Source organism: Streptomyces sp. NBC_00012, assembly GCF_045040875.1.
Classification (GTDB): domain Bacteria; phylum Actinomycetota; class Actinomycetes; order Streptomycetales; family Streptomycetaceae; genus Streptomyces.
The window spans coordinates 796,683-809,532 of record NZ_CP108310.1; the positions used below are offsets into that span (position 1 = coordinate 796,683).

Annotated in this window: 11 protein-coding genes; all 11 read right to left on the reverse strand. The window is 72.6% G+C overall.

Going from position 1 to position 12,850, the window contains the following annotated elements; translation table 11 throughout:
- Positions 1-196: 196 nt before the first annotated feature.
- A complete protein-coding gene (locus OHA19_RS43150) occupies positions 197-2,764 on the reverse strand; it encodes an FtsX-like permease family protein (protein ID WP_331750681.1) in 2,568 nt (855 codons plus the stop codon).
- Entirely contained in the window at positions 2,764-3,549 is a 786-nt protein-coding gene (locus tag OHA19_RS43155; protein ID WP_331749255.1) for an ABC transporter ATP-binding protein, read from the reverse strand. The genes OHA19_RS43150 and OHA19_RS43155 overlap by 1 nt, the downstream gene beginning before the upstream one ends.
- Positions 3,550-3,870: 321 nt before the next feature.
- A complete protein-coding gene (locus OHA19_RS43160; protein WP_331749252.1) occupies positions 3,871-4,659 on the reverse strand; it encodes a 4'-phosphopantetheinyl transferase superfamily protein in 789 nt (262 codons plus the stop codon).
- Between the two features lie 35 nt (positions 4,660-4,694).
- The gene (locus OHA19_RS43165) at positions 4,695-6,071 is read right to left on the reverse strand and encodes a nucleotide pyrophosphatase/phosphodiesterase family protein (RefSeq protein ID WP_331754557.1); all 1,377 of its coding nucleotides are present in this window, start codon (positions 6,069-6,071) and stop codon (positions 4,695-4,697) included.
- On the reverse strand, positions 6,068-7,249 hold the full coding sequence (eboE, locus tag OHA19_RS43170) for a metabolite traffic protein EboE (RefSeq protein ID WP_331749250.1): 1,182 nt from the start codon (positions 7,247-7,249) through the stop codon (positions 6,068-6,070). The genes OHA19_RS43165 and eboE overlap by 4 nt, the downstream gene beginning before the upstream one ends.
- 12 nt (positions 7,250-7,261) lie before the next feature.
- Positions 7,262-8,119 (reverse strand): TatD family hydrolase, encoded by an 858-nt coding sequence (locus OHA19_RS43175; RefSeq protein ID WP_331749248.1) that lies wholly within the window; start codon positions 8,117-8,119, stop codon positions 7,262-7,264.
- 55 nt (positions 8,120-8,174) lie between these two features.
- Complete coding sequence (locus OHA19_RS43180) at positions 8,175-8,834, reverse strand: EboA domain-containing protein (RefSeq protein ID WP_331749246.1); 660 nt, start codon at positions 8,832-8,834, stop codon at positions 8,175-8,177.
- Positions 8,831-9,718 (reverse strand): sugar phosphate isomerase/epimerase family protein, encoded by an 888-nt coding sequence (locus OHA19_RS43185; RefSeq protein WP_331754559.1) that lies wholly within the window; start codon positions 9,716-9,718, stop codon positions 8,831-8,833. The genes OHA19_RS43180 and OHA19_RS43185 overlap by 4 nt, the downstream gene beginning before the upstream one ends.
- The gene (locus tag OHA19_RS43190) at positions 9,715-10,767 is read right to left on the reverse strand and encodes an SCO3242 family prenyltransferase (protein ID WP_331754561.1); all 1,053 of its coding nucleotides are present in this window, start codon (positions 10,765-10,767) and stop codon (positions 9,715-9,717) included. The genes OHA19_RS43185 and OHA19_RS43190 overlap by 4 nt, the downstream gene beginning before the upstream one ends.
- Positions 10,764-11,951, reverse strand: a complete 1,188-nt coding sequence (locus tag OHA19_RS43195) for an inositol-3-phosphate synthase (protein WP_331754563.1) — start codon at positions 11,949-11,951, stop codon at positions 10,764-10,766. The genes OHA19_RS43190 and OHA19_RS43195 overlap by 4 nt, the downstream gene beginning before the upstream one ends.
- 99 nt (positions 11,952-12,050) lie before the next feature.
- Positions 12,051-12,842: a Tat pathway signal sequence domain protein gene (locus OHA19_RS43200; RefSeq protein WP_331749237.1), complete on the reverse strand. Its 792-nt coding sequence runs from the start codon at positions 12,840-12,842 to the stop codon at positions 12,051-12,053.
- Positions 12,843-12,850 lie beyond the last annotated feature (8 nt).

A 12,850-nucleotide genomic window follows, 5' to 3' on the forward strand; every position in this document is an offset into this window, starting at 1 on the left:
GGCCGGCCCCCGCACGGGGCCGGCCCCTCGGCGGTGTCCGTGGAGTACCGCCCGGCCCACGACGCCCTCCGGGCGTACGACGGGAATCCACGGACGCCGCCGAGACCGTTCGCATGCGGCGCACGCGTGCAGCAGTCAGGGGTGCACGGGAGCTGAACTCCCGTACACCCCTTTGGTGTTGATGTGAAGCTTCGACCTACTGACGGGCGCTGATGACGTCCGCCGGGCGGCCGCCGAGCGCGAAACGGCCGGGGACCAGCGTCGCCACCGCGGTGAGCACCGCGGCGAAGCCGAGGACCCCGAGGAACATCGGTAGGTCGATGGACGGCCGGGCGGCGCCCGTCATCCCGACGCTGAAGGCGGTGAGCACCGCGAGCGAGATGGCCGTGCCGAGCACCGCGGCGACCAGGACGATCAGCGCGGTCTCGATCCTGAGCATCGACATCACCTGACGGCGGGTCGTGCCGACGAGCCGCAGCAGGGCGAACTCGCGGGTGCGGTCCGATACCGACATGGCCAGGGTGTTCACCACGGCGATCGCGGTGAACGCGATGATCAGGCCCATCGCGAGGTAGTTGACCTCGGCGTTGGACTGCTGGACCTCGGCCTGTACGTCGTCGACCTGGGTGCGGTCGAGGACGCCGATGCCCGGGAAGCGCTTGAGTGCACCGGTCAGCTGCTCACGGCCCGCCTTGCCGTCGCCGGCCGTCTTGACCAGGACGGAGGAGGCGAGCGGATTGTCGACGTGCTGGGCGACCAGGTCGTGCGACATGGTCAGGTCGCCGAAGCCGAGGCCACGTTCGTAGACGGCGGCGACCTTCAGCCGGACCACGGTGGAGTCGCCGAGCGTCACCTTGAGCGTGTCGCCGGGCTTCTTGCCGAGGTGGTCGGCGGAGACGTCGCTCATCGCGATGCTCTTGTCCCCGAAGCCCTTGAGGCTGCCCCGGGAGACGTCCGGGTCCCAGTTCGTGGTGAGGCCCTGCGCGGAGATGCCCTGCGCCGGGTACTTGTCGAGGCCGACGCGGACCTGGGTCCGGACGATCTCGGTGACCTGGGTGACGCCCGGCACGGCGCGCAGCGCGTCCGTCGCCTCGGCGGGGACCCCGGGGCCGTTCGAGGCGACCACCCAGTCGGCCTTGTTGCCCGCCTTGGCCTGGGCCGAGGCGGCGTCGCCCATCGTGGTCTGCACGAACAGGACGGTGCAGGCCATGCCGATGAGCAGGACCAGTGGGGTGACGGCCGCGGCCATCCGCTTGGCGTTGGCGCGGGCGTTAGCGGTCGCGAGGTGGCCGCCAACGCGCGAGAACTTCAGCGGGATCCCGAGGATCGCGACGGCGATGCGGGCGATGACCGGGCCCAGCAGCGAGACCGCGACGGCGAGGACCACGACGGACAGGAACGTGACGGGCTGCGAGGCCGGCTCGGTGCGCAGGAAGCCCAGCAGGACGACCACACCGATGCCGAGGGCCAGGACGAGCATCCCGACGCCGAGCCGTCCCCACGCGAAGTGGCGCTGTTCCATGGCCGCCTCGGACAGGGCCTCTGCCGGGCGGATGCGGGCGGTGCGGCGGGCGGAGATGCGGGCCGCGACCCACGCCCCGAGCAGGGCCGCGCCGACGGCGGCGGTGAACGGCACGAAGCTGAAGGTGAGTTCGAGGGTGTCGGGGATGGCCTTGAAGTCGATGAACTTGCTGTGCAGCCAGTACGCGATGGGCAGGCCCACGACCGAGCCGAGGGCGCCCGCGAGGCCGCCGATGATCAGGGCCTCGCGGCCGATCAGCTGACGGACCTGCTTGGGGGTGGCGGCGATGGCGCGCAGCAGGGCGAGTTCGCGGTAGCGCTGCTGGATGGAGAGCGCGAAGGTGCCGACGACGACGAGGATCGCGACGAGCAGCGACGTACCGCCCATGGCGCCGCCCATGGAGACGAGCTTGACCCGGGCCTTGCCCGCGTCGAGGAACTCGATGGGGCCGCGCTCGCCACCGGTGGCGATGGCGTACTTGCGGCCGTCGCCGGCGAGGGCCTTCTCGGCCTGGTCCGCGAGTTCGCCCGCGGAGACGCCGGGCTTGGGCAGCAGGCCGACGGTCGCGACCTGGCCGGCCCGTCCGGAGAGGTCGCGGGCGGTCTCGTCGGAGAAGAACAGCGAGGTCTGCTGGTGCAGGTCGCCGCCCTTCGCCGCGGCGATGCCGCTGACCTTGTACGTCGTCGGGGCACCGGTCGACTGGACGACGAGGCTGCTGCCGGTCCTGAGGCCGGTGCGGGCCGCGAGTTCCCGGTCGAGGACGACCTCGGTGGCGCCCGCGGGTGCCTTGCCGTCGGTCAGCTCGAACGGGGTCAGCGCGGCGGAGGACCAGGCGTGGCCGTAGGACGGCTTGCCGTCGATGCCCGGCACGATCTGGCCCTGGGGGCCGACCGCGTACGCCGGGAAGTTCGTCTCGGGCACCGCCTTGCGGACACCGGGTAACGCCGCGAGGGTCTCGGTGGTGCCCTCGGGCAGCCAGACCCGCTCGGCCAGCGGCTTCGCCTTGTGCTTCTCCTTGACCTTGCCTTTCTTCTTCTTGATGGTCGTCTGGTGGACGTTCTGGTCGGCGCCGACGATGACCGGTGCGGCGGCGTAGCGCTCGGTGGCGATGGTGCCGCGCAGACCGGTCTCCAGGAGGATGCCGCAGGCGGTGACCAGGGCGGCGGCGCAGAACAGGGCGAGGAAGGCGCCGATGAAGCCGCCCTTCCTGGCCTTGAGCGTCTGCAGTGCGTAGCGCAGCATCAGGCCCACGCTCCCAGGTGTGTCATGCGCTCGGCGACGAGGTCGGCGGTCGGGGAGTCCATCTTTCCGGCGATCTTGCCGTCGGCCAGGAAGAGGACGGTGTCGGCGTACGAGGCGGCCACCGGGTCGTGGGTGACCATGACGACGGTCTGGCCGGTCTCGTTCACGCAGTCGCGCAGCAGGGAGAGGATCTCCTTGGCGGTCACGGTGTCGAGGGCGCCGGTCGGCTCGTCGCCGAAGATGACGTCGGGCCGGGTGATGAGAGCGCGGGCGATGGCGACGCGCTGCTGCTGGCCGCCGGAGAGCTCGGCGGGCCGGTGGGCGGCCCGGCCGCCCAGGCCGACGCGGCCGAGGATCTCGTCGAGCCAGTTCTTGTCGAGGCTCTCGCCGGCGAGGCGCAGGGGCAGCTCGACGTTCTGACGGACCGACAGGGACGGGATGAGGTTGAACGCCTGGAAGACGAAGCCGATGCGCTGGCGGCGCAGCTTCGTCAGCTGGGTCTCGTTCATGTCGTTGAGCTGGGTGTCACCGATGTAGGACTGACCGGTGGTCGGCTTGTCGAGGCCGGCCGCGCAGTGCAGGAACGTCGACTTGCCGGAGCCCGACGGGCCCATCACCGCGGTGAAGGAGCCTCGCTCGATCCCCACGGAGACCCCGTCCAGGGCACGCACGCCGCGGCCGTTCTTGCCGTACACCTTGGTCACGTCGGCCAGACGAAGGGCGTGCCCCCGGTTGACCGTGTTGTAGCCGTTGTCGAGTGAAGGGCGGCTCGTCTCGGTCACCATGTTGCGACCTGTCCTCTCCGTAGTGCGGTTCCGGGGCTCAAGGGGATGGTTTTCGAGCGTATATGGCATCGGGTCGAGCGTGGTCCGTACTTCTATATTCGATCTATTTCGGGGCTTTTTGAGGCAGTTGACCAGGCATTCGCCACCGGCCGCCGCGGTGGCAGTCAATCCTCGCGGTGATGCGCGGCATCAGGAAGTGGATTTCGGTGTGAGTGTGTTGTGTTCGGTGGGGCCTTCGGGACCCCAGGGGGTGGGGAGCGCTCCGGGTCCGGGCATGACTTCGCGCCGCAAGAAAAAGATCTTGCGGCGCGAAGCCCGACCTCACGCCGGGGCGTGGGTGTGGACCGGGCCCAGGAGGCCGGCCTCCGGGCGGGCCACGGAGGCCGCCCAGCGGTCGCCGATGCCGACGTCCGTCACCTGCCAGTGCGTTTCCACACCACGGTAGCGGTGCACCACCCGCACGGGACCGTCCTGCGCCGGAGCGACGTCCAGCGTGTTGAGCGGCATGCCCAGCAGGCCGAGGCCGACGGCCTTGACCACCGCCTCCTTGCGGGTCCAGGCCCGGTGGAAGGCGGCGTCCCTGGCCGGTCCCGGCGGCAGACCGAGGACGTACGCCCCCTCCGAGGCGGTGAGGACCACCTCGGCCAGGCCGGCCGGTTCGACCGGCCGGAGGGCCTCCACGTCGACGCCCACCCAGTTGCCCGCCCGCACCGCGAGGGCTCCGGCCCCCGCCGTGCGGGACAGGCTGACCGCGAGCGGGACCGGCGGGTCGGAGACGGCCGGCGGGCCGTGCTCCCGGTCGCCGCAGCCGGGGCAGATCCGCCGGCCGAAGCCGACCTCCCCCGGTTCCACACCGAGCAGCCCGGCCACGGCCCGCCGGGCGGCGGCCCGGGTCGCGGTGAACGCGGCGGCGTCCGCCTCGGCGTGGAAGCGCTGGGCCCGGCCCCGCTCCACCTCGTCCAGGACGGCGTAGTCCGCCGGGTCGGTCCGTGCGCCGAGCGGCCACCACCACACGTGGATCTCTCCCGACTCCCGCATCCGGCCGACCGCTTCGAGCGCCGGGCGGGGTATGCGCACCTCGCTGATCGCGGTGTTCCGCCGAGGTGTCATCTGGCCTCCTCTCGATCCTTTCGATACGGCCGGTCTCAGGCCAGTCCGTTGAGGCGCAGGAGCAAGTCCTTCACCTCGGTGGCGTGGTAGCGGTCCCGTTCCTGCCCCGGGTCGGAGCACAGCAGCAGCGGCCCGTCCCGGTGGTCCTGGGGCAGCCGTCCGTGGCTGCCTCTGACATGGGCCGGGTCGAGCGGCACCACGGTGAGCGGTGCGCGCATCCCGGCCTTCTTGCGCAACAGGGTGAGTGCTGCCTTCGCCTTCACCGCCTTGTCGGCGGGGTCGAAGAAGAGCTCGGCCGGGTCGTAGCCCGGCTTGCGGTGGATCTCGACGCCGCGCGCGAAGTCCGGGGCGCGGGTGTCGTCGAGCCAGTAGTAGTACGTGAACCAGGCGTCCGGTTCGGCGACGGCGACCAGCTCGCCCGCGTTGGGGTGGTCGATGCCGTACGTGGCCTGTTCGGTGCGGTCCCAGATCTCGTCGACGCCCTCGGTGTGCTTCAGGACGTCGCGGACGCGCGGTATGTCGGCGGGGTCGGCGACGTACACATGGGCGGCCTGGTGGTCGGCCACGGCGAACGCGCGGGAGGTACAGGGGTCCAGGTACTCCATGCCGCGCTGGCTGTAGACGGAGAGGAGTCCCTCGCGGCGCAGTGCGCGGTTGATGTCGACGGGCCGGGAGACGGGGCTGATGCCGTACTCGCTGAGGGCGACGACGGTAGTGCCGCGGTCGCGCAGGTCGCCGAGGAGCGGGGCGAGCGCGGCGTCGGCCTCGCGGGCGGCACGCACGGCCTGGGGGCTGTCGGGGCCGTACCGCTGGAGGTCGTAGTCGAGGTGGGGCACGTAGATGAACGACAGGTCGGGGCGGCGGGTGTCGACGACGTGGCGGGCGGCGCCGGCGATCCATCGGGTGGAGGCGATGGAGGCGGTCGGCCCCCAGTAGTTGAAGATGGGGAACTCACCCTGGCGGGCGGTGAGTTCGTCGCGCAGCCCGGCGGGTTTGGTGTAGCAGTCGGGGGACTTGCGGCCGTCGTAGTGGTAGACGGGTCGCGGCGTCAGTACGGTGTCGACGTCCGCGCCCATGGCCCACCACCAGCACAGGTACGCGGTGGTGTGGCCGGGGTCCTGTTTCCGGGCGGCCTGCCACACCTTCTCGCCCCCGACGAGGGCGTTGTGCTGGCGCCACATCATGACCTCGCCGTGGTCGCGGTGGTACCAGCCGTTGGCGACGGCCCCGTGGTCGCGGGGCAGCAGGCCGGTGGTGAGGGTGGCCTGGACGGTGGCGGTGACCGCGGGGAAGACGGTGTCGAGGCGGGCGGCGAAGCCCTCCTGGCCGATGGCCGCGACGTGCGGCATCTCGCCGAGGAGGCGGGGGGTGAGGCCGACGGTGCACAGGACCGCGACCTGGTGGCCGGTCATGGTGTGGCTCCCCCGTGCTCGGTGAGGCCGAGACGGACCAACTCGCCGTGCGTCCATTCGAGTTCGGTGGCGATTCCGGCGGCGATGCCGGCCGCTCCGGTGGGCCGGAGCCCGGCCGGCAGCACGTCCCAGGTGTACGTCTCGACCTCGATGTGGTCGGTGAGGGCGCGCTCCCCGCCGAGCGTCGCCCGCAGGGTCTCCTGGAGGGAGTCGCTGGTGTTGCGCAGCGGCGGCTCGGGCTGGTCGTGCAGGGGTACGTGGTAGTGGATGCGCCAGGGCGCGTCGCCGGGCAGGGCGCCCGCGAGGGCGGGGGCGAGGTCGTCGGAGCCGTGCAGGGTGCCGTCGGGCCCCTGTTCGCGGACCTGGTGCAGGAAGCGGGGTTCCGCGAAGGGGCGCAGCGCCTCGCGGGACTCGGTGTCGGCGGGTGTGTCGGCGACGAGGGCGGAGGACGCCTGGAGCTTGACGATGGGCACGCCTTCGGCGACGAGGGCGGCGACGGCGCTTCTCGGGTCCTCGTGCTGGACGGCGAGGTGGCAGGCGTCCAGGCACAGGCCGATCCAGTCGTGGTCGGCGCCCGCGATGGCGCGGGCGGCCTGGGCGGTGGTCTCGGCGACGCAGCCGGGCTCGGGTTCCAGGCCGACGCGGATGGTGCGGCCGGTCTCGGCCTCGATCTGCTTGAGTCCGGCGGCCAGGTCGTCGAGGTGCTGGGCGGCGGTGGAGCGCTGCACGCCGGTCCAGGGGGTGCGCCAGGCCAGCGGCAGGGTGGATATGGAGCCGCGGGCGGCGTCCTCGGGCAGCAGTCCGGCGAGCACCTTGGCGAGGTTGAGGGTGTAGGTCAGGCGGGACGGCTCGGACCAGTCGGGGAAGTACACGCCGCGTTTGACGACGGGGGTATGGAAGCCGCGGTAGGGGAAGCCGTTGAGGGTGACGGTCTCCAGGCCCCGGGTGGTCAGGGCCCGGCGCAGCGCGGCGGTGTCGGCGGGGTGGTCGGCGAGGTGGTGGGCCACGTCGGCGGGGAGCCAGAGACCGAGGCCCACGAGGTCGGTGCCGAGGTGCTGGCGTACCTGTTCCGCGTGATCGGTGAGCTGGGCCGTGATCCCGTCGAGGGTCTCCGCCGGATGCACGTTGGTGCAGTAGGCGAGGTGGATGGTGGTGGAGTCCGAGTGGTGCAGACGCATGATGTATCGACCTCAACTGCCGCCGCGGGCGATCGAATTTCCGGCGTACAGCCCCGCGGCCTGTACATCGTTGTAACCGTCCAGGTCAAGCCTGCCCGACTGCCCGTAGAACGTGAGCGGGTTGCGCCACATGACGCGGTCGACATCATCCTCGTCGAAACCGGCTTCGAGCATGGCTTCCGCGGTGATCCTCGTGAGCAGGGGATCGCTGTGTCCCCAGTCCGCCGCCGAGTTCACGAGCATGTGCTCCGTTCCGTACTTTTTGAGGATGTCGACCATCCGCCGCGGGGTCATCTTGGTGTCCGGATATATGGAGAACCCCATCCAGCAGCCGGTTCCGATCACCTCGGTGACGGTGACCTCGTTGAGGTGGTCGAGGACGACGTGGCCGGGTTCGATGCCGGACTCCTCGATGACGGCCAGCGAGCGGGCGGTGCCGCCGGCCTTGTCGCGGTGCGGGGTGTGGACCAGTGCGGGCAGCCCGAACTCGACCGCGAGGTCGAGCTGTGCGGCGAACGCGTGCTCCTCGGCTTCGGTCATGGTGTCGTAGCCGATCTCCCCGACCGCTACGACGGAGTCCTTGGCGAGGTAGCGCGGCAGCAGGTCGAGCACGGGGGTGCAGCGCGGGTCGTTGGCCTCCTTCGGGTTCAGTCCGATGGTGCAGTGGTGCCGGATGCCGAACTGGGCGGCGCGGTAGGGCTCCCAGCCGAGCAGGGCGTCGAAGTAGTCGGCGAAGCTGGCCGGGTGGGTGCGTGGCTGGCCGAGCCAGAAAGCCGGTTCCACCAGGGCGCGTACACCTGCGTCGTACATGGCCCGGTAGTCGTCGGTGGTCCGGGACGTCATGTGGATGTGCGGGTCGAATATACGCATGGCCGATCTCCGTCGGGGTGTGTGGTCCGGCTCCGTTGCGGGCCGGATGCGGTGCTCAGCTGTCGTGGGTGGCGACCAGCCACAGGTCGGCGGGTACGGTGCGACCGGCCGCGCGGCGCTCGGTCGCGAAGCCGACGGCCATCCGGGCCAGCTCGGCGTCCCGGCGTTCGTGCAGTCCGGCCACCTTGGCCAGCGGGATCCCGGTGAAGAGGCACTTGAGGACGGCCTGGCGCCAGCGGTACTGGTCGAGGTGGGCCCGCGCGTAGGGGCCGAGCGCGGCGGCGATGAGCCGGTTGTCGTTGGTGCGCAGCGCGTCGTCGGTGAGGTGGACGGCGTGCGGTCCGAGGGGCAGGAAGGGCAGGGCGCACAGGACACCGCGCCGCTCCGCCGCGTCGCCGTTGTGGTAGCGCTCCGTGACCTCCTGCGCCAACTCCGGCACTTCGGACGGCAGTTGGGTGAGGAGCCTGGTGCGTACGCCGTCCTCGACGCTCCAGCCCGCCCAGCCGGGCAGCCTGCCCCGGCCGTAGACGCGGCCGGCGGCGGGGAAGCGGCTGTCGAGGGCGGCCGGGCCCTGTTCGGCGACGGCCGCGAGGTCCTGGGCGAGACGGGCGCGGTGCTCGTGGCCGAGGGCCGAGCCCAGCCCCTCGGTGAGGGCGCGCAGGGTGAGGGTGTGGTGCACGGTGGTCGGTGCCGCCGTGATCGTCGGTGCTGTCATACCGGTTCGGCCTCCTTCGACAGGGCTGCGGTGCGCAGGAATTCGATGCTGTGGCGGGCGGTCGCGGTTGCCGCGTGGCTGTGCCGGGGCAGTTCCACGGAGACCAGTCCCCGGTACCCGGCGGCGCCGAGGGCATGCAGTACCGGCGGGAAGTCGATCTCGCCCTCGCCGAACGGCAGGTGCTCGTGGACGCCGCGGCGCATGTCCTCGATCTGGACGTGGGCGAGGCGGTCGGACGCCAGTTCGATGCAACGGGTGACGCTGTGGGGTTCCAGGCACCGGCAGTGACCGATGTCGAGGGTGAGGCGGAAGCGGTCGGGGAGGCCGAGCTCGCGGTGGAGCCTGCGATAGCCGGCGAGGTCGGCGACGAGCATGCCGGGCTCGGGTTCGAAGGCGAGGTCGATCCCGGTGGCGTCGGCGTGCGCGACGGTCTCGGCGCAGCCGTCGACGAGCCGCTGCCAGGCCTGTTCCGGAGTGGTGCCGGGGTCCGGGGGGCCGCTCCAGAAGTGGACGGCCCCGGCGCCGAGTTCGGCGCCGATGCCGATGGCGCGGCGCAGCAGCCCGAGGCGCAGCTCACGGCCCTCGGGCTCGGCGGAGAGCAGGGTGGGGCGGTGCTTGCGCCAGGGGTCGAGGAGGTAGCGGGCGCCGGTCTCGACGACGACGGCGAGGCCGGTGGCCTCCAGGGCGCGCCGGGTCTCGGCGATCCGCCGGGTCAGGTCGTGGGCGTAGGGGTCGAGATGCTGGTGGTCCAGGGTGAGGGAGACGCCCTGGTAGCCGAGGTCGGCCAGGACGCGCAGCGCGTCGGGCAGCCGGTGGTCGGCGAAGCCGTTCGTGCCGTACGCGAAGCGGAGTCCGTGGGGCGGGGCGTCCGGGCGGGGGTTCATGTCGAGGACACCTTCCGGGCGAGCCGGCCCACCAGGGGCAGGGCGGCGACGAGCGGCAGGGCGAGCAGGGGTGCTCCGGCGCGGGCCACCAGGGTGGCCTGGAGGGGCAGCAGGGCGTGGATGCCCGCGCCGACGGCGGCGCGGACGCGCGGGGCGGAGGGGTCGCGGACGACGGCGGCCTGGGCGCGGGCGCAGGTGCCCGCGTAGGTGGCGAGGGCCGCTCCGGTGACCAGGGCGTCGACGGGCTTGCGGGCGGCGGGGGCGTCCGGTGCCCCGGCGGCGGCGAGCAGCGCGGCCACGGACCCGGCGGCGGGGCCGCCGAGGTGGGCGCCGTCCACCGCGGCGGTGAACAGCCGTGCGGGGGTGGGCTGTTGGGTGCCCGGCCGGTCACTGAGGGCGGCGGCCGCGGTCGTGGCCCGAGGACCCGCGACGGCCAGCAGCCGGGCCGCGCCCGCACCGGTGATCGCGGTCGTCGTCGCCAGGGACAGCTTCGGCTCGCTCGTGGGCGCGCCGTCGACCTCGTGGCGGCTGAGGCGGGTCACCGCGAAGGTGTGTGCGGCGACCGCGGTGGCTGCCGGGAGGGCGGCGGCTGCTCGTCCGGGGCCGGTGCCGTGCAGGACGTCCAGGGCACGGGCGGCGGCCATGGCGGCCGGGCCGAGCGGGGTCGACTTGAGGCCGAGGTCGTACGCCCAGACGGCGGCGGCCAGCGGCAGGGTGCGGCGCAGCAGGGTGCGGCGGCCGCCGGCGAGGGCGGCGAGGCCGAGGCCCGCGCCGGTGAGGCCGACGGCTGTGGCGAGGGCGGCGCGCGGGGTGAGGCGGCCGGACGGGATGGGGCGTTCGGGGCGTTCCATGGCGTCCTCGGCGCGGTCCGCCCAGTCGTTGAGGGCCATGCCCGCCCAGTACAGGGCGACGGAGGACGCGGCGAGGCCGGTGGTGCGGCGGATGCCGGGGCGGCCCGCCGCGAGCGCCCCGGCGAGGACGTCGCCGGGGACCGTGATCGCGGCCGGGGCCCGGACCAGTTCCGCGTAGGTGCGCAGGGTGGTGTTCATCGCGGGGTGCCCGTCACGGCCGGGACCGGGGCGTTCGCCCAGGCGGTCAGGGCCTCGTACTGGAGGGTGAGGTTGTGCTCGCGGGAGCCGGCCGGGTCCTTGAAGAAGAAGCCGAGTGCGGTGAGCGCCCCGGATTCGCCGCGGCGGCGGCCGTGGGCGGCCAGCCGTACGAGGTCGAGGACGAGCGGGGCGGCGAGGGCGGAGTCGCAGCCCTGCCAGGTGAACTGCATGGACATCCGGACGCCGAGGAAGCCCTCGAAGGAGATGTGGTCCCAGGCGGTCTTCCACTCCCCCATCTCGGGGACGTTGTCGATGTGGACCTGGCCCTGGACGGGGTGGCCGACGGTCTCCTCCAGGCTGCGCTGCTTGGACTCGGTCTTGCTGCGGGCGGCCTCGGGGTCCTGGAGGGTGGCGCCGTCGCCGCCGCCGAGCAGGTTGGTGCCGGACCAGGAGCGCAGGCGCAGGGCGCGCTGCGTGAACATCGGGGCGAGCGCGCTCTTGACGAGGGTCTCGCCGGTCTTGCCGTCGCGCCCGGCGTGCGGGACGCCGCAGGCGCGGGCGAGCTGCTCCAGGGCGGGCAGCGAAGCGCCCGCGGACGGGGTGAAGTTGACGTAGGCGCAGCCGGCGCGGAAGGCGGCGTACGCGTACAGGGAGCTGGGCGGCAGCAGGTCGGTGCCGGTGGCCAGGACCTCGTCGAGCTCCGTGAGGTCGAGGAAGGCCGGGTCGGGGTCGGGCAGCGGTTCGGTGGAGGAGACGTTGACGACGACGACCTGTTCCAGGGCGTGCCGTTCGCGGAAGGAGACGATGTCCGCCGCGAAGCGCGCGGCGGCCTCGGCCTGGGGCTCGCCGGGCCGCTGCGAGCCGTCGCGGATCTCGCGGTCCGCGGCCTCCAGTGCGCCGCGCACGCCGTCCAGGAGGGTGGCGGGCAGGACGCCCGCCCGGGCGAGTTGCCCGGCCCTCGCCGTCAGTGGGACGGACACGATGTCGTGCCCGCCGAACACGAGGTCGGCGAGGGCCGGGAGCGATGCGTCACGGAACGGGGGAAGGTCCGTGACACATCCGTCGGAGGAGGCACTGCCCGCGGCGATCGCGGTGGCGCCGACGGTCGCGGCCGTGGCGACCGAGCCTCGTGCGCCGATCATCCAGACGCCGATGCGGGGTGAAGTTCCGGTCGTGGCTCGCATGGTGGGCTGTGCCTCCTGAGTCGTACGGGGAGTGAGGTGCGGTCCTGGGGCGTGTGCGGGCACGCCCTGTGGATGGACGGCACCGCGTGCGGTGGCCTCCTAGAACTTGCCCAGGTCAGCCGGGTACGGGAAGGTGTCGAAGGCCTGGTCGAGCTGGTCCGTGTTGCGGTGCAGCCACTTGTGGGTGACACCGTGCACGGTCCGCCGGGGCAGGCGCTTGTTGTCGTTCGCGTCGATGGCCGGCTGGCCGATGGCCTGGAGCTCCCAGGCGACGCCCGCGAGCCGGTTGATGTGCGTCCACCACTTCACGTCGATGTCCAGGAGCCGGAAGCCGGCCAGGAAGGGGTGCCAGCGGTGGTAGGCGTGGGTGAAGTCCGGGGGCGTGAAGTTCATCATGTGGACCTTGTTGCCGGCCGAGCGACGCGGGTCGAACAGGACGCCCTGGCCGAAGTCCTGGAAGGCGCGGACCAGTCCCTCCGGGTCGTGCCCGTAGAACTCGCGGTAGACATCGCGCTGGGCGTCGGAGAGCAGCGCGAAGGCGTCGCGGTTGGGGCGGATGAGCTCCAGGTAGCTGCGCGGGTAACGTCCGCCGGAGCGGGTGGCGGCCCAGGCCGAGTCGACCTTGGTGAAGTCGCCGAACGGCTTGACGATGACATCGACGGCCTCGACGAGTTCGGGCGTCGGGTTGAAGTAGAAGCGCTCGTCGTACTCGTACCAGAACTCGTTGGCGCGACGGTCGCCGACCATGCCCGGGACCTCGGGGAACTCGCTGCGGGACCGGCCGTGTGCGGCCGCCGGCAGAGCGCCGGCCACCGTCACCGCGGCCGCCGCCCCGGCGATGCCGGCGGCGGCCCTGAGGACGCCCCGGCGGTCCATGGTGTTCTGCGGCATCGGTGAAT

Bases quoted from the DNA above. Each gene is read 5' to 3' on its own strand.
- OHA19_RS43190 (WP_331754561.1), bottom strand. From the start codon at position 10,767: ATGAACACCACCCTGCGCACCTACGCGGAACTGGTCCGGGCCCCGGCC.
- OHA19_RS43150 (WP_331750681.1), bottom strand. From the start codon at position 2,764: ATGCTGCGCTACGCACTGCAGACGCTCAAGGCCAGGAAGGGCGGCTTC.
- OHA19_RS43165 (WP_331754557.1), bottom strand. From the start codon at position 6,071: ATGACCGGCCACCAGGTCGCGGTCCTGTGCACCGTCGGCCTCACCCCC.
- OHA19_RS43175 (WP_331749248.1), bottom strand. From the start codon at position 8,119: ATGCGTATATTCGACCCGCACATCCACATGACGTCCCGGACCACCGAC.
- OHA19_RS43180 (WP_331749246.1), bottom strand. From the start codon at position 8,834: ATGACAGCACCGACGATCACGGCGGCACCGACCACCGTGCACCACACC.
- OHA19_RS43160 (WP_331749252.1), bottom strand. From the start codon at position 4,659: ATGACACCTCGGCGGAACACCGCGATCAGCGAGGTGCGCATACCCCGC.
- OHA19_RS43195 (WP_331754563.1), bottom strand. From the start codon at position 11,951: ATGCGAGCCACGACCGGAACTTCACCCCGCATCGGCGTCTGGATGATC.
- OHA19_RS43185 (WP_331754559.1), bottom strand. From the start codon at position 9,718: ATGAACCCCCGCCCGGACGCCCCGCCCCACGGACTCCGCTTCGCGTAC.
- OHA19_RS43200 (WP_331749237.1), bottom strand. From the start codon at position 12,842: ATGCCGCAGAACACCATGGACCGCCGGGGCGTCCTCAGGGCCGCCGCC.
- OHA19_RS43155 (WP_331749255.1), bottom strand. From the start codon at position 3,549: ATGGTGACCGAGACGAGCCGCCCTTCACTCGACAACGGCTACAACACG.
- eboE (WP_331749250.1), bottom strand. From the start codon at position 7,249: ATGCGTCTGCACCACTCGGACTCCACCACCATCCACCTCGCCTACTGC.